18 protein-coding genes, 2 tRNA genes, 1 rRNA gene and 1 pseudogene are annotated in these 22204 nt (G+C 31.2%); 16 read left to right on the top strand and 6 right to left on the bottom strand.

What is annotated here, in order from left to right:
• Window positions 1-76 precede the first annotated feature (76 nt).
• The 12 genes from rrf to HGI79_RS10655 all read left to right on the top strand — a co-directional run bounded on the left by rrf (window position 77) and on the right by HGI79_RS10655 (window position 14350).
• Window positions 77-193, top strand: a 5S ribosomal RNA gene (rrf, locus tag HGI79_RS10710).
• A 7-nt stretch (window positions 194-200) separates the two neighbouring features.
• Window positions 201-277, top strand: a tRNA-Ile gene (locus tag HGI79_RS10705).
• 5 nt (window positions 278-282) lie between these two features.
• Window positions 283-358, top strand: a tRNA-Ala gene (locus HGI79_RS10700).
• Window positions 359-1056: 698 nt separating this feature from the next.
• Window positions 1057-4179 (top strand): efflux RND transporter permease subunit, encoded by a 3123-nt coding sequence (locus HGI79_RS10695; RefSeq protein ID WP_185650676.1) that lies wholly within the window; start codon window positions 1057-1059, stop codon window positions 4177-4179.
• Window positions 4169-5416 carry an efflux RND transporter periplasmic adaptor subunit gene (locus tag HGI79_RS10690; RefSeq protein ID WP_185650675.1) on the top strand — a complete coding sequence of 416 codons (1248 nt, stop codon included), beginning with the start codon at window positions 4169-4171 and terminating at the stop codon, window positions 5414-5416. Before HGI79_RS10695 ends, HGI79_RS10690 begins: the two co-directional genes overlap by 11 nt.
• Before the next feature lie 238 nt (window positions 5417-5654).
• A complete protein-coding gene (locus tag HGI79_RS10685; RefSeq protein WP_185650674.1) occupies window positions 5655-6095 on the top strand; it encodes a MarR family winged helix-turn-helix transcriptional regulator in 441 nt (146 codons plus the stop codon).
• A 119-nt stretch (window positions 6096-6214) separates the two neighbouring features.
• Window positions 6215-7672, top strand: a complete 1458-nt coding sequence (locus HGI79_RS10680) for an MDR family MFS transporter (RefSeq protein WP_185650673.1) — start codon at window positions 6215-6217, stop codon at window positions 7670-7672.
• A 354-nt stretch (window positions 7673-8026) separates the two neighbouring features.
• Window positions 8027-9220, top strand: coding sequence for a galactokinase (locus HGI79_RS10675; protein WP_395939535.1), 1194 nt, complete (start codon window positions 8027-8029; stop codon window positions 9218-9220).
• Window position 9221: 1 nt separating this feature from the next.
• Complete coding sequence (gene galE / locus HGI79_RS10670; RefSeq protein ID WP_185650671.1) at window positions 9222-10211, top strand: UDP-glucose 4-epimerase GalE; 990 nt, start codon at window positions 9222-9224, stop codon at window positions 10209-10211.
• Between the two features lie 35 nt (window positions 10212-10246).
• The gene (gene galT, locus HGI79_RS10665; RefSeq protein WP_185650670.1) at window positions 10247-11761 is read left to right on the top strand and encodes a UDP-glucose--hexose-1-phosphate uridylyltransferase; all 1515 of its coding nucleotides are present in this window, start codon (window positions 10247-10249) and stop codon (window positions 11759-11761) included.
• Between the two features lie 328 nt (window positions 11762-12089).
• Window positions 12090-13079 carry a LacI family DNA-binding transcriptional regulator gene (locus tag HGI79_RS10660; RefSeq protein WP_185650669.1) on the top strand — a complete coding sequence of 330 codons (990 nt, stop codon included), beginning with the start codon at window positions 12090-12092 and terminating at the stop codon, window positions 13077-13079.
• A gap of 290 nt (window positions 13080-13369) precedes the next feature.
• Complete coding sequence (locus tag HGI79_RS10655; protein WP_185650668.1) at window positions 13370-14350, top strand: type I phosphomannose isomerase catalytic subunit; 981 nt, start codon at window positions 13370-13372, stop codon at window positions 14348-14350.
• A gap of 219 nt (window positions 14351-14569) precedes the next feature.
• Here the strand turns inward: HGI79_RS10655 and HGI79_RS10650 are convergent, their stop codons facing one another.
• The 3 genes from HGI79_RS10650 to HGI79_RS10640 all read right to left on the bottom strand — a co-directional run bounded on the left by HGI79_RS10650 (window position 14570) and on the right by HGI79_RS10640 (window position 17285).
• Complete coding sequence (locus tag HGI79_RS10650; RefSeq protein WP_185650667.1) at window positions 14570-14800, bottom strand: glutaredoxin family protein; 231 nt, start codon at window positions 14798-14800, stop codon at window positions 14570-14572.
• Between the two features lie 371 nt (window positions 14801-15171).
• The gene (locus HGI79_RS10645; RefSeq protein ID WP_185650666.1) at window positions 15172-15738 is read right to left on the bottom strand and encodes a serine/threonine protein kinase; all 567 of its coding nucleotides are present in this window, start codon (window positions 15736-15738) and stop codon (window positions 15172-15174) included.
• Window positions 15739-16127: 389 nt separating this feature from the next.
• Complete coding sequence (locus tag HGI79_RS10640; RefSeq protein WP_185650665.1) at window positions 16128-17285, bottom strand: aldo/keto reductase; 1158 nt, start codon at window positions 17283-17285, stop codon at window positions 16128-16130.
• Window positions 17286-17607: 322 nt separating this feature from the next.
• On the opposite strand from HGI79_RS10640, the gene HGI79_RS10635 reads away from it, so the two are divergent.
• The 3 genes from HGI79_RS10635 to HGI79_RS10625 all read left to right on the top strand — a co-directional run bounded on the left by HGI79_RS10635 (window position 17608) and on the right by HGI79_RS10625 (window position 19116).
• The gene (locus HGI79_RS10635; RefSeq protein ID WP_185650664.1) at window positions 17608-17943 is read left to right on the top strand and encodes a YnfA family protein; all 336 of its coding nucleotides are present in this window, start codon (window positions 17608-17610) and stop codon (window positions 17941-17943) included.
• 115 nt (window positions 17944-18058) lie between these two features.
• Window positions 18059-18163, top strand: coding sequence for a glycoside hydrolase family 66 protein (locus HGI79_RS23690; protein WP_185650663.1), 105 nt, complete (start codon window positions 18059-18061; stop codon window positions 18161-18163).
• Window positions 18164-18315: 152 nt separating this feature from the next.
• Window positions 18316-19116, top strand: a complete 801-nt coding sequence (locus HGI79_RS10625) for a formate/nitrite transporter family protein (RefSeq protein WP_185650679.1) — start codon at window positions 18316-18318, stop codon at window positions 19114-19116.
• A gap of 117 nt (window positions 19117-19233) precedes the next feature.
• Here the strand turns inward: HGI79_RS10625 and HGI79_RS10620 are convergent, their stop codons facing one another.
• The 3 genes and pseudogenes from HGI79_RS10620 to HGI79_RS23685 form a co-directional block, all read right to left on the bottom strand.
• On the bottom strand, window positions 19234-19659 hold the full coding sequence (locus tag HGI79_RS10620) for a YjdF family protein (protein ID WP_185650662.1): 426 nt from the start codon (window positions 19657-19659) through the stop codon (window positions 19234-19236).
• 217 nt (window positions 19660-19876) lie between these two features.
• Window positions 19877-20011: a hypothetical protein gene (locus HGI79_RS23245; RefSeq protein WP_278046700.1), complete on the bottom strand. Its 135-nt coding sequence runs from the start codon at window positions 20009-20011 to the stop codon at window positions 19877-19879.
• Window positions 20012-20107: pseudogene (locus tag HGI79_RS23685) on the bottom strand (MerR family transcriptional regulator); the annotation flags it as partial.
• 1105 nt (window positions 20108-21212) lie between these two features.
• Here HGI79_RS23685 and HGI79_RS10610 point away from each other — a divergent pair.
• The gene (locus tag HGI79_RS10610; RefSeq protein ID WP_185650661.1) at window positions 21213-21968 is read left to right on the top strand and encodes a reverse transcriptase domain-containing protein; all 756 of its coding nucleotides are present in this window, start codon (window positions 21213-21215) and stop codon (window positions 21966-21968) included.
• The last annotated feature ends 236 nt before the right edge of the window (window positions 21969-22204 follow it).

Here is a 22204-nt window from a genome sequence, read left to right as displayed (position 1 = left end):
GAGTTTACAAATCGTAAATGAGTACCGCAGCAAGCAAAGTGACGCAGAGATGCGAAGTTTATCACAATTAAAAACATCTAGTGGTAATGACGTGAAGGCTACACCCGTTCCCATTCCGAACACGACGGTTAAGCTTCACAGTGCCAATGGTACTGCAGGGGAGGCCCTGTGGGAGAGTAGGTCGCTGCTAGGTTATACATGGATCTTTAGCTCAGTTGGTTAGAGCAACCGGCTCATAACCGGTTGGTCCGGGGTTCGAGTCCCTGAAGGTCCACCATATTTGGGGGTATAGCTCAGTTGGGAGAGCATCTGCCTTGCACGCAGAGGGTCAAGAGTTCGAATCTCTTTATCTCCACCATAAAAAAGCATCTGTAATATTACAGATGCTTTTTTATGGTGGAGATAAAGCTTTTAGGTGATAATCGTAAGAAGAATATATTATGGATAGTTAACTAATACTTTTACATAGCTTTATGAAGTTATCTTTAAGGAGATATTCATAGAGCTATTTTATTTTAAAAAGCTGTTTCATGTTCAATATATCATAGGAAAAATAATCATGAGGAATGGTATGTTTTCATAGTACTATCTGTATTTAGACAAGAGGACTTGAAAATTCCATACAAGGTTTAAAACTATTGATTTGTTTTATATGTAATAATATAATAGAATAGAAATAATTAATTTTGTTAATTATTTCTATTGTTAACAAAGTCTAAAATAATTATTAACACAATATAACTTGTATAGATTTTTTGTTATATTGTATCCTATAAATGTTAGATCTAGTACTCTTAGATATAGATTTACTATGGTAAAAAGCCATTGTTACAAGATTTGTATATAAAGTTGTATATATACAAGAATTTTGTATTAATAAGAAGTGTTAACTATTAATAATTCATAATTAATACCATAAAATATTAGTTATACATTAATATTATTATTGATTTGTTAATTTGTTTACTATGAATTACCTAGGAGGTGAAATAAACTAAAGTAAATATAGTATGGAAAATTATATAAAATAGCAATTAGAATATAGGAGGGCATGAAATGAGTATAACCGAAATATCAGTAAAAAGGCCTGCGGCCATAACTATGGTAGTGGCATTATTGGTGGGTCTTGGTATATTAGGCTACACAAACCTAGGAGCTGCGCTGCTACCGTCTATGACTATCCCTATTATTACTGTATCAACTACATATAGTGGTGCAAGTGCAGATGATGTAAAAAAAGATATTGTAAAGCCTATGGAAGATGCTGTTTCAGGAATAAGTGGTGTTGATACTATTAACTCTACATCTAGGGAAAACACGGGAACTGTTATGATTCAGTTCAAAGATGGTGTTGATATGAATTCAGCATTTCTAGATGTACAGAAGGCAGTATCTAATGTTCAAGGAAAATTGCCGAAAGATGCATCCACTCCAGTGATTAATAAAATTGATACCAATAGTATACCGGTAATGACACTTGCTGTTACAGGAACTGCTTCTTTTGATGAGGTATATAATCAGGCAGATAAAATTAAAACAGAATTAGAAAAGGTTCCTGGTGTAGGACAAATATTACTTAGTGGAGCAGAGAAAAAACAATTAATTATAAAGCTAGATAAGAGTGCAGCTGAGTATTATGGGGTAACTGTTAGCTCAATACTAAATAAACTAAAAAGTAACAACACTAGTATGCCTGCTGGACAAATTAAACAAGATAAGATCAATCAGTCAATTAGAGTTGTTGGAGAATTCCAAAATATTGATGAAGTAAAAAATATGCTTATATCAACCAATAATGGAGGTACAATACGTCTAGGGGAAATCGCTGATGTTAAACTAGAGTATCCAGATGTTACCTCACAAACAAAATTGAATGGAAAAAAGACTATAGCTCTTGACATTCAAAAGCAAAGTGATGCAAATGTGGTTGAGGTTGTAAATAGTATAAAGGATACCATGAATACAGTTGAAAAAACTATTCCAAAAAATATGAATATAATAACCGCTAGTGATACTACTGTATTTATAAAGAACGCTTTAACCCAAATAAACCATAGTCTTCTAGAAGGAATCATAACAACAGCAATAGTACTTTTATTCTTCTTGAAGAGCTGGCGTTCTTCTTTAGTAGTTTTAGTTGCTATACCTACCTCACTTATTTCTACATTCTTTATGATGTATGTGTTAAAATTTACCTTAAATATGATGAGTTTAATGGCATTATCATTATGTATAGGTATTCTAGTAGATGACTCTATAGTTGTATTAGAAAATATACAAAGACACCTGTCTCAGGGAAAGAATCCTATAAGAGCTGCTATTGATGGAAGAAAAGAAATTGGGATGGCAGCAATTGCAATTACTCTTTGTGACGTAGTTGTATTTGCACCAATTGCCTTTATGTCTGGTATAATAGGTCAGTACTTTAAACAGTTTGGGTTAACTATAGTTTGTGCAACTTTATTCTCATTATTTATATCCTTTACTGTTACACCTATGCTTGCTTCTCGTTTCCTTAAGAATAAGGTTCAAGAAGAGGAGGGAAGTATATCTAAGCTTAAAAATAGGTTATTTGGAAGAATATCTAGTAAAGTTAACATATTTATGGAAAGTTTCAATGGGTCCTATAAGAAAATGCTTATTTGGTCTTTAAATAATAGAGTTAAAGTACTAGTTAGCTTCGTTATATGTATTGTAGTAAGTGTGGCACTAGTACCGTTGGGATTTATAGGTACAGAGTTTATGGCAAATTCTGACCAAAGTACCTTTTCTATTTCAATGTCACTTACTCCAGGATCAACTTTAAAGCAAACAGATGATAAGGCTACACAGGTTGACAATTATTTAAAGACTATTAAGGAAGTTAAGTACTATTATACACAAGTAAATGAAGCTTCTGTAAATATTACTGTTACGCTAGTTCCTAAAGGGGATCGTAAAAAAAGTCAAACTCAGCTTGCATCACAAGTACGTAGTTGGGGAAAGAAACAGCTTACTGGCGTAAACTTTTTTGTGTCTGAATCCCAAATGGGAGACGACGGAGGCGGTGGAGGAAGCTCTGCCATAAATATCAAAATATCCGGTGATAATGCAGACACATTAAAAGATTTATCAAAAAAAGTTGAGGGTTTAGTTAAATCTGTTCCAGGTACTACAGATGTAACAAATTCACTGGATGCCAATGATAGTGAACTTAGAGTGAAAATCGATAGGCTTGCCGCAGAACAGTATGGAGTTTCCATTTCGGATATTGCATCATCTCTTAGAACAGCTATACAAGGATCCGATGCGGGTACATATAGAGGTGATGGTGATGAATATGACATGACTTTAAAATTTATGGATGGACAAATTAAGAGTGCAGTAGATGTAGGGTCTATAAAGGTACAGAATTCTTCCTCACAACAGATTTCCTTAGACCAAGTTGCATCTATAGTACAAGTAGATAGTCCTAAGTCTATCACAAGAGAAAACAGACAAGACATAGTTACAGTATCCGCAAGCCTTGATGGAAGAGATTTAGGAAGTGTTAACAAGGATGTTAGAAGTAAAATTGCATCAATGTCAATTCCACTAGGATATTCAGTATCCTATGGAGGAAGTCAAAAACAAATGGCTGATAGTTTTAGCGCTTTAGCAAAAGCTTTAATTGCATCTATAGTTCTTGTTTATATGATACTTGTAGTATTATATGAGTCCTTCTTAACTCCACTTGTAAGAATGTTGGCACTACCTTGTGCCATAATAGGAGCTTTAGTTATTCTAGCTTTAACTGGTAATAGCATAAATATGATGTCTGTTATAGGGCTAATAATGTTAGATGGATTAGCATCTAAAAATGGTACATTGTTAATTGACTATACTAACACTCTTATGAAAACTGGATTAGGATTGAAAGAAGCTCTTATTGAGGCTGGTACAACTAGATTAAGACCAATTATTATGACTTCTGTAACAATGGTTGTTGGAATGCTGCCTACTGCATTAGCTATGGGTGAAGGAAGCGAAACTAGATCAAGTATGGCTTGGGTTATAATAGGAGGAATGGTGGTATCTACAATACTTTCGCCTATTATTCTTCCAGTAGTTTATACATTAATGGATGATTTTAAACATTGGATTTTGAAAAATCGTGATAAGAAATCATATGTTACGGGGGTAAATCAATATGAAAGTTAAGAAATTAGATAAAAAATGGATTTTTTTAATTATTATTGTGGCGGTTATAGGAATTGCTGTAGCTAAATATGAGAAAAAACCAGTTGATCAAGTGAAGAAAGAAATTCCAAATGTCAAGGTACAAAAAATAGATACACAGAATATATCCTCAGAAGTTCAATATGCTAGCAAGTTAGAAGGTGTACAATCAGTAACTGTAAGTCCAAAAAGCCCTGGAAAAGTTGCGGCGGTTAACGTTAAGGTTGGAGATAAAGTGTCTGCTGGTCAAGTTCTTTTTACACTTGATACTAGCGAGCTTTATGCACAACTCCAACAGCAGCAAGCAGCACTTAATGCATCAAGTGCTAATCTATCAAGAACTAGTGGAACTAGTTTAACTCAAGCTATACAAAATAGTGAACAGCAAGTTGCTAAAGATCAAATCGCTTATAATGATGCAAAAGATAACTATGATAAAATGCAACAGTTATATAATGTTGGTGCTGTAGCTAAGCAGGATTTAGATAACGCTAAGTCAAAATTTGATACAGCTTCATTACAGTTAAAATCTAATCAAGATAACTTAAATTTACAAAAAGAACAAATTGGGCCTCAATCTGTTCAGGCTGCTGCCGCTCAGGTTGAACAATCTGAAGCTGCGGTTAACTATGTAAGGACTCAAATAAATAATTCAACAATTACATCACCAATAGCTGGGGTGGTTTCAGCTAAGAATGTTGAGGTTGGAGAAATTACTTCAGGAACAACAGGAACTATAACTATAATAGATACATCTTCACTAATAGCACAAGTAACTGTTCCTGATAGGATTATAGGAAAATTGCAAGTTGGTCAGACAGTACCAGTAGCAGTTAACGCATTAAGTGATAAGACTATTACAGGGGTTATAGATAACATAAGTCCTGATGCGGATTCCAAAAATAATTCATATACAGTGAAAGTAAAAATAGATAACTCTAATGGTGAATTGAAAGCTGGTATGTTTGCAAAAATATCAATACCAGATCAAAAGAAGGATAACGCTGTAGTTGTTCCAAATGAGGCAATAAAAGTAGAAAATGGAGTTAAATACATATATACTGTAGAAAGTAACAAAATTAAAAGAGTGGTTGTAGAAACTGGTATTGCTAATGATAAAATTACTGAAGTAGCAGGAAACGTGAAAGTGGGAACTGAAATTATTACAGAAGGACAAAGTCTTTTAAATGATGGTGATAAAGTTAATGTAGTTAAATAGACTTTTCTTACTAAACAGAGAGTTACATTAATAAAAATGCGTTGGTCTTTAATAATCAGGGCCAACGTATTTTTGATTTGAAGTATATGTGTATATTATTTTTCTTGAGTATAAATAGTTGTATTGTGATAATATTTATATAAGTGTATATTTTATTGGTTATATAGTAGTTGTGGTAAATATTATTAATCGTATACAAGAAAAGTTAATATTTTGTAATTCATAGGAGGGAACGGTTATGTGCAAGAATATTTTAGATATATTAACAGAAAGAATATTTGAGTTTGGACCTATAGTAACGAGAAAACTTTTTAAATTTGACATCCAATCTGAAGGAATGAGACCAATGAACCAAATGATGGTCTTGGGGACATTACATGAAGAAGGAAGTTTGCCCGTTTCAGAAATATGTAAAAAAAACTATATTTCCAAGCCACAGATGACAGCTATAATAGATAAACTTATAAAAGAAGAATTGGTTGAAAGATTTCATAATAAAGAAGATAGAAGGATAATAAATATTAGTCTCACGGATAAGGGTAAAGAGTATGCTAGTTGTGTCAAAGAAACACTTAGAAGTAATATGAAGAATAAGCTTTTATGTTTATCAAATGAAAATAAAATAAAATTATTAAATTCAATAGAAACTGCAATAAATATACTAAAAAGTATGGAATAGACATTGAGAATGTTGGATTTTTTTTAAAAGTAAGAATACTATACTTGGCAATAATAATTATTGATGATAAAATGGTAGCTATTGTATTAAAGTATGTGAAAAAGGAAGTGACATAAAGTATGGATTTAAAAAAAAGAAGTATAGTTATTGCCATAATGGTAGCAATGTTCTTAGGAGCTGTTGAAGGTACAATTGTAACCACAGCTATACCAACTATAGTAAAGGATTTAAATAGATTTCAATTAATAAGCTGGGTGTTTTCTATTTACTTGCTAACCTCAGCTATTTCTACGCCTATATATGGGAAATTTGCCGATTTATATGGAAGAAAAAATACTCTTACTGTAGGTATAGTTATATTTTTAATTGGCAGCTCTCTTTGTGGATTATCAAGAAGCATGTATCAACTTATAATTTTTCGTGCCATTCAGGGAATTGGTGCAGGAGCAATATTTACTATTGCTTATACTATTGTAGGAGATGTATTTTCACTTTCAGAAAGAGGCAAAGTACAGGGGTGGATAAGCACAACCTGGGGAGTAGCTAGTTTAATTGGTCCATTCCTAGGAGGATTTTTAATAGATTTTCTTTCATGGCATTGGATATTCTTCATAAATATACCCTTTGGAATACTATCCATAATTCTGCTTCACAGAAATCTTAAGGAGAACTTTCAACGAAAAAAACATAAAATAGATTATGCAGGAATAGTAATGCTTTCTAGTGCTATTTTAGCACTTTTATATGGCACTTTGTCAGGAGGACAAAATTATAATTGGTACTCATATACAATAGTAATATGTTTAATACTTGCATCATTTTTTTTACTTGTATTTTACTTTATTGAGAAAAGGGCAGAAGAGCCTATTATACCCTTTGAAATTTTCACAAAAACTAATACAATCGTTAATATAATAAGCTTCTTAGCTTCGGCTATTTTAATAGGTGTGGATGTTTATATGCCAATATATATGCAAAATGTTCTAGGTTTTGGAGCAACAATTTCAGGACTTTCGATGGCTCCCATGTCTGTGTCATGGCTTATATCCTCTGTAATATGCGGCAAAGCTATACCCAAGTATGGGGAAAGGGTAGTAGTTGCTATATCAACTTTTATATTAGCATTAAGCTGTGTACTTTTACCTACGTTAAATTACAACTCTCCATTAATTTTAGTTATAATTTATATTTTTATAATGGGCTTTGGTTTTGGGGGATCATTTACTACTTTAACAATAGTAGTACAGTCATCTGTAGGGTACAGAAAAAGGGGAGCTGCCACAGCTGCTAATTCACTAGTTCGTACTCTAGGACAGACTATAGGAGTAAGTATACTAGGAAGTATATTTAATTCAAGTATAGCTAAATATTTTATAAATTTAGGACTTAAGGGAATAGATCCAAGTAATCTGTATTCTACATGGAATTTAAATAATGGACTATGGTCTCAGCATATAAAACTATCCTTAAATTCAGGGCTCCATGCAATATTTTGGGGGTTTGTTTTAGTTGTTATAATTTGCTTAGTTTTATCCCTCACTCTTCCTAGTGATCTAAAGGATGAATTGTTGTTGTAAAAGGTATCAATATACAGGAGTTTTTTATTATTAAACCACATGATACATAAAGAATAATTACTACAAAAAAGAATATCATTAAAAAATTGCCATTGAAATTTATATTTCAATGGCAATTTTTTATGTAGATGATATCTGTTATGTTAATAAATCTTTAAAATGCTTTGTATGAGTATTCTATTAGTAAAAATTCTAATAAAAATAATAAAATTTTAGTAAAAAGGTTAGTAAAAAATATTGATTTTTTACTAAAAATATTTTAAAATAAACATGTAAAACGATTTCTTAATGAATTTTATTATTGAAAAATATCCTGTATAAAATTATTATTATATAAACTTTAAAATTGGGAGGATAGATATTATGGTGAATGAATTAATGCTTGATTTTGAAAAGGTTTTTGGTAATAGAGAAGGAGCAGCAGCTTACTTTGCACCAGGTAGAGTAAATTTGATAGGAGAACATACAGATTATAATGGTGGACATGTATTTCCTTGTGCTTTAACCGTTGGAACTTATGCTATTGCAAGAAAAAGAGAGGACAAACTGGTACGTTTATATTCAAAAAACTTTGAACAGCTAGGTATAATAGAATTTAATGTAGATGAGCTAGAAAATATAAAAGAACATGATTGGGCTAATTATCCAAAGGGAGTAATTTGGGGATTTGATCAAGAAGGATTTAACATAGACAAAGGTTTTGAGGTTCTGTTTTATGGAAATATTCCTAATGGTGCAGGACTTTCCTCTTCAGCTTCTGTAGAGCTTGCTACTTCAGTAATACTAAAAGATTTATTTAATTTAGATTTAGATATGATTAAGATGGTGCAAATAAGTAAACTAGCTGAGAATAAATTTATTGGAGTAAACTGCGGAATTATGGATCAGTTTGCTATAGGAATGGGAACTGAGAATTGTGCTATATTATTAAATACTAACACATTAGAATATACTTATGCTAAAATACAGTTAGAAGATGCAGCTATAGTTATAGCAAATACAAATAAACGTCGTGGACTTGCAGATTCAAGATACAATGAAAGAAGAGCTCAATGTGAAGAGGCTTTGAAGGATCTGCAAACTGAACTAAATATTAAGTCTCTTGGAGAACTAACAGAAGAAGAGTTCCAAAGATATAAGCATTTAATTAAAAGCAGTGTAAATGCAAAGCGTGCAAAGCATGCAGTATATGAAAATCAAAGAACAATAAATGCTGTTAAGGCTCTAAAGGAAAAGGATATTAAAAAATTTGGTCTTTTGATGAATGCCTCACATGTTTCATTAAGAGATGATTATGAGGTTACAGGTGTAGAACTTGATACCTTAGTAGAACTTGCTTGGGAACAACAAGGTGTTATAGGTTCACGTATGACTGGTGCAGGTTTTGGTGGATGTACAGTTAGTATAGTTAAGAATGAATATATTGATGACTTTATAAAGAATGTTGGAGAAGCTTATGTTAAAAAAATAGCATATGAAGCAAGCTTCTATGTTGTAAATATTGGTGATGGAGCAAGAAAATTAAGTGAAAAAGAGAGGATGGTTTAGTATGAGTATTTTAGTTTGTGGAGGAGCAGGTTATATAGGTTCCCATTGTGTATATGAATTAATTGAAAGAGGAGAAGAAGTTGTTGTTGTTGATAACTTACAAACAGGATATAAGCAGGCAATTCATCCAAAAGCAAAATTCTATAAGGGAGATATAAAAGACTTAGAATTTTTAAACAAGGTATTTGAGGATAATAAAATAGACGCAGTAATACATTTTGCAGCAAATTCCTTAGTGGGTGAAAGTATGCAGCTTCCACTTAAATATTATAGTAATAATGTTCATGGCACACAGATATTACTTGAGGCTATGGTTAAAAATGATGTAAAAAAAATAGTATTCTCATCAACAGCAGCTGTATATGGAGAGCCAGAAAGTGTTCCTATAGTAGAAACAGACAGAACTGAGCCTACAAACACATATGGTGAAACAAAGCTTGCTATGGAGAAAATGATGAAGTGGGCAGATTCAGCTCATGGAGTAAAATATATATCTCTTCGTTACTTTAACGTAGCAGGTGCTCATGAAAATGGGCTAATTGGGGAATCACATAATCCAGAGACACATTTAATACCACTTATACTACAAGTTCCTTTAGGAAAACGTGAAAAGATAATGGTTTATGGCGATGACTATGCAACAAAGGATGGTACATGCATAAGAGATTATATACATGTAAGAGACTTGATAAATGCACATATTTTAGCCCTTGGTAAACTTAGGCAAGGATATAGCAGTGATATATTTAACTTAGGAAACGGCAGTGGTTTTACAGTAAAAGAGATGATTGATGCCGCAAGGATGGTAACTGGACATGAAATCCCCGCTGAAACTACAGCAAGACGTGCAGGGGACCCAGCAGTATTAGTAGCATCTAGTGAAAAAGCAAGAAAAATTCTTGGCTGGGAACCTAAATTTACAAATGTAGAGGAAGTTATTAGATCAGCATGGAATTTTCACAGCACTCACAAAAATGGCTTTGAAGAGTAAGATTAACCTACAGAAACAGGGAAGTGGAGGATATTATGGCTATAAATATTTCTTATGAAATAGAAAGGTTGCTTCAGTACGGTTTGCATAAAAATTTACTAGATAGCGATGACGTGGTTTATACAAAAAATAGAATATTAGAGATATTAGGAATTGATGATATTGAACAGGTATATGTGGAAGAGGAATCTTTGGATTCCCCTGACCCAATACTTGAAAATATATTAAGCTGGTGTTTAGAAAATAATATTCTTGAAAGTGATGGGGTAGTATACAAAGATCTATTAGATACAAAGATTATGAGCTGTTTGATGCCGAGACCATCTGAAGTTATTTCAAAGTTTAACGCACTTTATTTAGAAGACAAAAAGAAAGCTACAGAGTATTACTATGATTTAAGTAAAAACTCTAATTATATTAGAACTACAAGAGTAAAGAAGGACTTAAAATGGAAAACTTCTACTGAATATGGAGACATAGATATAACAATTAATTTATCAAAACCTGAAAAAGATCCTAAAGCTATTGCTGCTGCAAAAAACATGACTTCCAGTTCCTATCCAAAATGCTTGTTGTGTAAAGAAAATGAGGGCTATGCAGGAAGATTAAACCATCCGGCAAGACAAAATCATAGAATAATTCCTATAATATTAAATGATGAAAAATGGTTTTTTCAGTATTCTCCATACGTTTACTATAATGAGCATTGTATAGTACTTAAAGGTGAACATGAACCTATGAAAATTTCAAGAGAAACCTTTATAAGATTATTAGATTTTATAGAAAAGTTTCCACATTATTTTATAGGTTCTAATGCTGATTTACCTATAGTGGGAGGTTCAATTCTGTCTCATGACCATTTTCAAGGTGGAAACTATGAGTTTGCTATGGCAAAGGCACCGATTGAAGAGAAATTTAATATTGAAAAGTTTAAGAATATAGCAGTAGGTAAGGTTAAGTGGCCTATGTCCGTTGTAAGATTAGATGGAGAAGATAAGGAAGCTTTAATTGAAGCAGGTTATTATATATATAGAAAGTGGATAGAATATTCAGATGAGACAGTTGATGTTTTAGCCTATACAAATGGTGTTCCGCATAATACAGTAACTCCTATAGCAAGAATGAGCAACGGAAAGTTCCAATTAGATTTGGTTCTTAGAAATAATAGAACTACAGAGCAATACCCAGATGGTATATTTCATCCCCACATTGAATTGCACCACATTAAGAAAGAGAATATAGGACTTATAGAAGTTATGGGATTGGCAGTATTGCCAGCAAGATTAAAAACTGAACTTAAAGATTTAGCATACTATTTGGTTAATACAGATAAGATAGATGATATAGATGGAAAAGAAGAATTATATAAACATAAAGATTGGTGTAAAGATATAATTGAAAAATATCGCAATATAAATTATGATAATATTGATGAAATATTACAAAAAGAAGTAGGAATTAAGTTCGCAAAAGTACTTGAACACGCTGGTGTTTTTAAAAGAGATGAAAAAGGGCAAAATGCATTTAATGCATTTATTAGTTCATTGTAGATGTTGTAGGGGTCCGCAGTGGAAACTTAACTTATACTCCAGAATATGTTGCCAAACTTCAGCACGTTAAAAACTTTTAATCAGTCTAAAGTTCGTGTTTTAGAAAACCTAAGAACCTTCGATAAACTCGCTTCGCTCAAGCAATCTAAGGTTCTAAGATTTTCTAAAACAATTCACTAAGACTGATAAAAAAGTTTTTAAATGTGCCTTCAGTTTTGTCAACATATTCCTACGTATAAGTTAAGTTTCAAGCTTGGAACCCTATATTTAGACACAGAAAGCTAAATATGAGATTTAACTAAGTTATTAAGAAGGTAGGGCGTTGTTTATGGCAACTATAAAAGATATTGCAGCTAAAGCGGGAGTTTCTATAGCCACTGTATCTCGAGTTCTAAATTTTGATGAAACTATAAACGTTTCAGACAGCACAAAGAAAAAAATTTTCGAAGTTGCTGAAGAGCTAGATTATGTAACTCTACGTGAGAGAAAAGTAAAAAAGTCTGATTATATAAATATAGGAATTGTTCATTGGTATTCTGACAAGGAGGAGCTAGAAGATCCATATTATTTATCTATTAGGATGGGCATTGAAAAACGATGCTTAAGTGAACATATATATTTTGTTAGAATTAATAAAGGCGATAAATACGATAAAATTGAAAATTTAGATGGTATAATCGCTATAGGTAAGTTTGGGCAAAATGATATAGAAAGTTTTAATAACCTTACAAATAATATAGTTTTTGTAGATTCTTCTCCAGATGAGAATATGTATGACTCAGTAGTTGTAGATTTTAGAAAAGCTGTAACTAACGCTCTAGACTATTTTATTTCTCAGGGACATAAAGAAATATTTTATATAGGTGGAGAAGAATATGTAAACAACTGCAGAGAAAAACTGAAGGATTATAGAGAAGACACTTATATAGAATATATGAATAGTATTGGAAAATATAACAGTGACTATGTGCTATTAGGAAACTATACTCATGCTGATGGATATAAATTAATGAAAGAAACCCTATCAAGGAAAAAGCCGCCAATGGCATTTTTTATAGCTAGTGATTCTATGGCTATAGGTGCATATAAGGCAGTGCTGGAAGCTGGATTCAACATTCCAAAAGACATAAGTATCATTGGATTTAATGATATACCAACGGCAAAATATATGACTCCTGCCTTAAGTACTGTAAAAGTATATACAGATTTTATGGGGGAAACTGCAGTAGATTTAATTCTAGAGCGTTTAAAAAGTGGAAGAACTATCAATAAGAAGGTTATGATACCAACAAAGCTAATAATACGGGAAAGTTGTTAATCACAATTTTCTTGAGTTATTAGCTTTGTTTTATTTCAAAATAAGTGGACTTTTATGATAACATATAGGGTCTAGAGTTAAAATATCATAATGTCAATTTGCCACCTTGTTATCTAAAGTACATCTAGAATACTAATATTTATCGTGAAGTTGGAAAGTTAGATAAGTTTAGTTTTATAGTTAACTATCTATATACTTTTGAGAACGTATAGCTTAAAGTTGAGTTAGAGAAATAATATATTGTATAATAGAAGCAATTGGTAAAACATAATTAATATGGAGGTCGCAGTATGTATCCTATAAAATTTGAAAATTTATATTTTGATAAAGTATGGGGAGGAAGGGATTTAGCTCTATTTAGAAATAATCTTCCAGAAGGAAATATAGGGGAGAGCTGGGATGTAGCTTGTCATAAAAATGGTATGAGTATTGTAGCTAATGGTGAATTTAAGGGTAAAAAATTAGATGAGTTAATTAAAGAAAAAGGTACAAAGCTTATAGGAACGGAAATTTCTGCTGATTGGTTTCCGCTTTTAATTAAGCTTATTAATGCAAAAGAAAGTTTATCTGTTCAAGTACATCCTAACGATAGTTATGCAAAAGCAGCAGAAGGCGATATGGGGAAAACAGAAGTATGGTATGTAGTTGAGGCTTTAGAAGGTGCAAATCTGATTGTTGGAACAAAGGAAGGCTGTACAAAAGAACAATTTAGAAAAGCTATAGAAACTGGCAATCTAGAGTCTTATATGAATAAAATTTCTGTTGAAAAAGGTGATGTATACTTTGTAAAGAGTGGATTAATACACGCTATTGGAGAAGGTGTTGTTATAGCTGAAATTCAACAAAATAGTGACACCACTTATAGGGTATATGACTATGATAGAGGAAGAGAGCTTCATATAGACAAAGCCTTAGATGTTGTTGATTTAAATTTAAGAGGAGAAAAAAGCACAGGCATTAAAATAGAAAAAGAAGGATTTCATAAGACATTTTTATGTTTATGTAAAGACTTTTCTTTAGAATTATATGATATAAGAAGTCAAGTAGAAGAAATAAGTGATACTGAAAGATTTTTTGTATTTACAATAGTAGAAGGCAAAGGAGAGATAAGTTATCAGCATGGTGTAGAAAAGCTTCAAAAAGGAGATAGTGTTTTCATTCCTGCATCTCTAGGACAGTATGTTTTAAAGGGAGAAATGAAAGTACTAAAAAGTTATGTACCTGATATTGAAAAAGTGGAAAAAGAAATATTAAAAATTATTAAAAAGTAGAAATCCTTATCCAGGTATGTAGTTGCTCTTTACTCTTAGTTAAGCAGAGAGCTCAAATCTATGATTATGATTTGGTGCGAATTGATTAATCCTCAAATATTATTCTTCAGATTATAGATATAAAAGGTGTAAAACTTCGTTAAATATCTAAGTTTTACACCTTTTATTTAAATTTATTTCTGAAATTTTAATGTATCAGATAGAAATACTTTTATGAAATTATAGTCCTAATAATGAGGAAACTTTTGGTTTATCAAAACCTAATATTTCTTCACCATCAATTACAATTACAGGAACAGACATATATCCCTTTTTCATAAGTTCTTTTCTAGCTTCTGGATTTGATGAAATATTATGCTCAGTGTATTCAACTCTATTTTCATCAAAATATTCCTTTGCAGCGTGACAATAACCGCAAGTATTACTTGTATATATATCAACCTTTTTCATAAAAAACACTCCTTTTGTTTTCGTATTCACATTACTTTATTATGATATTCCTTCTCTTAATATAATATTCATTTACTTATATTAAGAAATATTCATAATAGAAATTTGGTAAATTCTATGAATTTATTATAACATAAAGATTATTTGGATTTCAATAAAAAGTTAAAGTTATTTTTTAATATTTATTATCTACTAATATTAAAAAAATTTAAAGCAACGAAACATGGTAATATATCCTGGAGTATAAGTTGAATTTTGGGCGTGGTCATCTATAGTGAAGTATTTAACTTTAAGTAAATTTAATCAAAAAAAGCTCGGTTGATACCGGGCTTTTAGTCTATACAAAAATACAATTATTAAATTTAAATAAATTAGGCTTTATAGGTTTTCCACATGCTTTGCCATTTTGAAAATTTGTCAGGATAGTCATCTTTTATTAAACTGAAAAAATCATTAAGCTTATTAAGTCTAAAAAGACCTTTTAACATAAGCTTTGGAAAAGGTTGAATAATTCTGAAATTATCTCTAGGATCTATTATTCTAACAGATTCATCTGGCTGTACATATATATGATTTAAGCGTATATCTAATCTTGTAAAGCCTAATTTTTCAAATTCATTAATAAGATTAACTAATTGGAGTGACAAGTTTTTGCTTAAATTGTTACTTTTCAAATATTCTTTTAAGGTTATTCCTTTGATAAACTCCATTACTATTGAATAATTATCATAGTCGTAAACTTTAGGAAAAAATTTACTGTTACTTGAATGTTTTAAAATAAATAGTTGATTTTTACATGATTTCTTACTTTTAAATACTTTAATTACCTTATCTTTTGGTAAATAATATGCCCTCCCTTGACGACCCTCTCCAATAAAAGTTAAATTTCTTATATCTATACCACAAAAATTATTAGTATTTTTATTTGAGAGTTCCACAATTAGGACCTCCTTTGTCTGGTGTGTTTTTTGTAATATATTATGTTATTTAAGTTAATATTGTGTTAAGTTTTTTATGTATGTAGGTGCTTGGAAGCATTATTATAAAATTTAAGGTTTTTATTGTGTTTCTATAATTATGAACATATAAGTAATAATTTCGTGTTAAATAAACAACAAGTGCAAAAAAATATAAGTATATGACAATATAATTTGATAATATTATAACAACTATATTGTATTATTGTATTAGTTAAAAAAATAACAAACCTTAATGATAATCCAGTGCAGATAGCTGCGAATGCATTAGGTACACAATTTAAGTAATATTTCTACTATCATAGGACTAATCAAACATGTTTGATTAGTCCTAATTATGTAAGTGGATTTTAATAGGAGTTATTTTCTCCTAATACTGAATGAATTTTAGGCATCCATTGACTAATTTGTATCTTCTGAGGACATTTTTCTTCACACACTCTACATTGAATGCAAGAGCTTGATTTGGAAGCTTCATCAGGTAATCTTGTATAAGAAGAACGGGCAGCTTCTACGGCATTGTATGCAAAGCCATTATTATAAATCTCGAAGTTTTTAGGTATATTTACACCATTAGGACAAGGTAAGCAGTAACTACATTTTGTACATGGAATTGGGAATAATTCTCTATATTTTTTTTGAACAGCTTCAATAATACTTAATTCTTTATTTTGTAATAAGTTTATACTAGAAGCTTTAGCAGAAGTTATGTTTCCTTGAACTTGTTCCATAGTACTCATACCGCTTAGCACAAGAGAAACTTCAGGTTGGTTCCAAATCCATTGTAGGGCCCAATCTACAGGTGTACGCTTATTTTCAGAACTATCAAAAATATCCTGAACAGGTTTTGGTGGGTTGGCCAATTTTCCACCTAATAATGGTTCCATTATAACCACAGCTAAACCTTTAGAAGCCGCATATTTCAACCCTTTTGTCCCAGCTTGATTTTCTGTATCCATAAAATTATATTGGATTTGACAAAAATCCCATTTATCATAACCATCAACTATCGTTTTAAAACTATTATAATTATCATGGAATGAAAAACCTATGTGTTTAATTTTACCAGAATCAATAGCAGCTTCAGCTCTCTCTAACAGATTAAATTTAAGAACAACATCTTCCCATTTTTCTTTATCAAGAGCGTGAAGAAGATAAAAATCAATATGATCTGTTTGTAATTTTTCTAATTGTTCATCTAAATACTTGTCGAAGTCTTCGGCTTTTTTTATAAGCCAAACTGGAGATTTAGTTGCTAATTTAACCTTTTCTCTATATCCATCCTTTAATGCTTTACCAACAACGATTTCACTATAACCATCATGATAAGGATAAGCAGTATCTATGTAGTTTACACCTTTATCAATAGCATAGCGAATCATATTTATAGCTTCATTTTCGTTTATGTTGCCACTACTTGGACTTCCTTCAATATTAGGTAAACGCATACATCCAAAGCCTAAAGCAGAAACCTTCCAATCTAGTTTTCCAAAACTTCTATATTGCATAGTTGCACCTCCACAAAATATTGATTATAATAACAATTTTAATTCAAATTAGTATACATATTTTATTATAAGTTAATTGTGGTATAAGAGAAGAACGTACTTTTAAGATATATGGTATATAATGGGGAAGTATATACATAGTTGACAAGTACGGTATCATAAATTATACTTTTTGCTATATATTTTCAAAGAACTTCAAATACAACTTTTCGGATAAAATCTACCTAAGCAATGCCAGGTATATAGTGTATAATAGTATAATTTACTTATAATGTAGATAGAGATAGTAATTTATTACATGATAATATTAGGAGGACTATTTATGGAAATACTTAAATCATTATTTTACTTTGTATTGGCAGGACTATTTGAAATTGGCGGCGGATATCTTATTTGGATATGGTTACGAGAAAATAAAAGTATTTGGTATGGATTACTAGGTGCTATTGTATTAATTCTTTATGGTGTAGTTCCAACCTTTCAATCTGAAAGTGCTAACTTTGGTAAAGTATATGCTGCCTATGGAGGTATTTTTATTTTTCTTTCAATTTTATGGGGGTGGCAAATTGATAAAGTGATTCCAGATAAATATGATTTAATTGGTGGAATTATTGCACTGATTGGGGTTGCTATTATTATGTACTATCCGAGAAGTTAGGTTGCTCTTAATTTATTGATGCAGACTTTTTTAAAAAGGTTAACGATGTTTACGGGCAATCCATAGATATACTTATAAGTATTCCCTATCTAAGAAAATATATTCAACATTTAGTTTGCCTTTTAAAACAGGAGCTGACGATGGTGGAAACTACATAACATTTAACATTCCTTCATTGGAATATTGGGATATGATTTATATGAGCAAGTTAACGAAATAACTAATGTTGCCAATGGAAACATTGATATAACTTTCGATATTTAAAAAATGTGTCGAAAAAAATAGAAATAATAAGTATAACATGATATAATTTTGATGATGTTTAAATTTAATTTTAAGTGTGTAAAAATAGAAGGTGAAAGGATGAATAATTTGTATAGTGAAGAAATTAACAAACTAAGTGCATCAGCAATTAAGAAGGTAAATCTTTTTGAGAGGGGTAAGATGAAATATGTAGTTTCATCAGCCTTAGCTGGACTATATATAGGATTAGCAATCGTATTTATCTTTACTATGGGTGGAATGCTTAATTCAATTCATTCACCAGCTACAAAAATTGTAATGGGAGCATCTTTTGGTATAGGTTTAAGCTTAGTACTTTTATGTGGAGCTGACTTGTTTACAGGTAATACTTTAATCATGCCAATAGGAGTTTTGGAAAAGAAAGTTAGTTGGAAATCCGTATGGAACATATGTGTTTTTAGTTATGTAGGAAACTTTATAGGGTCTATATTAGTTGCATGGATGTTTGTAGCATCAGGTCTTGCACAAGGAGATACTGCAGAATATATTTTAAAAGGAGCCGCAGCAAAAATGGCACCAACTTTTATGCAATTATTTATAAGAGGAATATTATGTAATATTTTAGTTTGTCTTGCAGTATGGTCATTTTATAAATTAAAAAGTGAGTCAGCAAAACTTATAATGATTTTTTGGTGTCTATATGCCTTTATAACTTCAGGTTTTGAGCACTGTATAGCTAATATGACGTTACTTACAACAGCGTTGATGATACCACATAAGGCAAATATATCCTTCAGTGGATGGATTCATAATTTAACTGCTGTAACATTAGGTAATATAGTAGGTGGAGCAGTATTTGTTGGACTTGCCTATTGGTATATAGCTAAAGAAGGAAAAGAGAAAGAGGTTTATAATAAATTGTCTGCTTAAAATCTTATTAAACTAGACAAACCTTAATTGTGTTTAATTATATTTTTAGAATTCTCAGTTACAATTAAAGTTACAGATACTTTAATTGTAACTGAGAATTTTTTACATAATAATGCACTAATGTCCCTTATGTTTCATTAGTTTCTTCTGCTGTCTTAATTCAAATTTTCTCTCTTTCTCTTCCTCTTTTTTTTCTTTTGAGATTTTTTTCCTTTCTACCTTATTGGTTTCATATTGTAGTTTCATAGCAAGTTGTGCCTTTGTACCTATACCTTTATTTTCTGTTTCTTTTTTGATTTCTTTTTGAAGTCTTTTAGGACTTATTTTCTTCTCTTTTACTTCAGGTATTTCGCTAAGAGACAAGGAATTACTAAATCTTAAAGTGTAAAAGCTTCTTATTATAAAATTAAACACGTCATAATCTTTTGGCTCAGAACCAAATATAACCTTTGAAACTTCATACTTTTCTTCATAGGTTTTTTCAAATACTCCTACCCAGAACGCCCCTTCAAAAAATACAGTTAATTTAATGCTTGTATTCATTTTATATTTCCTCCCGTTAAGTAAACTTAAAATGGAGAATGGACGACCCCAGGAGGGAAGGTTACTGCAATCTATATAACATAAATAGGTTCGGACTACCAACCGAAACTGTGTTTTTATCTCCATTTATATATTATAAAAAAATTAGAGGATATGCAAAACTTTTTTAAATTCCAAATGCTTATTGGAGAGTCTCAAAAGGTTTGAGACTATATTATTATTTCTCTTGCTTTTTCTGTGTATTGCCACTGTCAAGTTTCGCAAATACTTCGTTTATTGTTCTCATTCGTTCCTCAACTTTCTTCGCTACTGCATCCAAGGTAAAACCATCATCCATAAGTTCCTTTACCAAAAGAATTTTTTTGATGTTAAGGTATTTGTACTTCCTTGTTGTTCCCACTCCTTCTTTTGAAGACTGGATAATGCCTTTTTCTTCCCAATATCGCATTTGTCTTTGTCGAACTCTGTAATATCTGATACTTCCCCGATTGCCACAACCAATTTACCTAATAAATCAAAATCCAATAGGATGTTTTCCAAAGAGAATTAAAATATAATATCAATATGAACATTAGGGGCGAACTCTGATGTTTTTTGTCGCGTGATATTATGTTGCTTTATGAAGGGAATCATTGGCTTTTATAGAATTATGTAAATATAGTTAACTTTAATAAAGGTATTTTGGTATAATTGGTGCTAATTGTATAGGTTATTTTAAAATGCAGTAATATATTGTAAGGATCAAAAGTGCATTATAACAAAGCTGATGTTTATTAAATTAAGTTGATTATGTCTATAATGAGCAGTGTGCGCCTTGTTTTCGAACAATCTGTATAGAAATATACAACAAAATCGGACTACTAGATAAAAAAAATAAAAGAAAAAAAATCAAGTAGAACTTGTCATTTGAATTGGTAGGGGAAGTTCTTACCTGACCCTGTGTGAGGGGTGACAAAATTTCTAATACTCCGACGTGCATAAACAGTACCATGTTTGATGTGCGAAGCTCGGTGAAGTTGGGGAAAATGCTATCTGTGATGATAGTAAGTACGCTGGAAGCTATAAAGCAGTCATGCTTAGAATGTCTTAAAGACTGACAAATTACCCGAAAGTACGGCTCGTAAATTATAAGGTTTCGATTAAGAAGAAATCTGCTCCATTTGGGGTACTGTCGTTGAATTACAATTACTTCCTTGGAATTCAATCCAAAACCATAAAGGTCGAAGACTTTCAATGTTAGAACCACACTGGTTGAAAGTGGCAGTCGGGTCAAAGGGTGGAGCTAAAACTGCCATGTAAAGCTAGAATGACAGGAACAAGGGAACTGCAATAGGATACGCTAAATGCGTAATGGGTGGTATACCAGTCCTAATCAGTAGGAAATGACTGATGAAATTGTAGGGCAGCAACCTGTAGTAGTGATGAAGCTTCTGTAATGGATGCAGAGTGAAGGGGCATAGTTTATACAGTAAAACATGTAACCAGTCTGTCAAGGAAGCCGTAGGCGAAACTGACTAAAACCATAAACACCAAATCGAAAGGAGGCGGTGCATATGGCACAAAAATTTGACTACTTAAAATCTGAAGCAGAACTGCGAATAGTAATAGATAATCTATATAATATTGCAAAAGTAGCTATAGAAGAAGGTAAAAGACCTTCTATTAAGGGACTAGTTGAAATCATTTCATCGGAAACAACAATAATTACTGCAATACACAATATTAAGTCAAATAAAGGTAGTAAAACTCCTGGCGTTGACTACAAGACAATGCAAAAAGATTATTTGGAAAAGCCTTATGAGTGGGTTATAAAAGATATACAGAGTGCATTTTTAAATTTTACTCCACAAAAGATTAAACGGAAATATATTGATAAACCAGGTAAATCTGAGAAACGGCCATTAGGTATACCGTCCATAAGGGATAGGATTGTACAAGAGTGTATAAGAATAGTGATTGAACCAATTCTTGAAGCACAATTCTTTAAACATTCCTATGGTTTTAGACCAATGAGAGATGCACAAATGGCTTTGCAAAGAATAACTGATTTAGTTCATAAAACAGGATATTACTGGATAATTGAAGGTGATATAAGTAAGTGTTTTAATAAAATCAATCATAGAATATTACTCAAACGCCTATATCATATGGGTATTAAAGATAGAAGGATTATTCAAATTATTAAGTCAATGCTTAAAGCTGGTATTATAGGAGAATGTGAAATCAATGATGGTGGCACTCAGCAAGGCGGATTATGCGAAGCTTTGCATAATGAACCTTATGCAAAGTTAGACATTATGCAAAGTTGAAACTGTAAAACGTGTAAAATAGCTACCTTTGATTAAATTTACTTAGCATAATATCTCAAAGTATAAACAGTAAAAAAAGCAAAGAAAGTTCATTTTTAATAAGTAATTCAAACAAAATACAGTTAAATTTCTATTTAAATTATAAAAATGACTGAGTAAAATCTAAAATATTATGCAAAGTAAATCAAATAAAACTTTAGTATTTATCAGCATTTCAGCTGTTTACTTTGCATAAT

It is taken from the genome of Clostridium sp. DJ247, from assembly GCF_014231265.1.
Note: the sequence above shows the minus strand (reverse complement) of the source record. Positions and strands in the feature narration are given on the sequence as shown.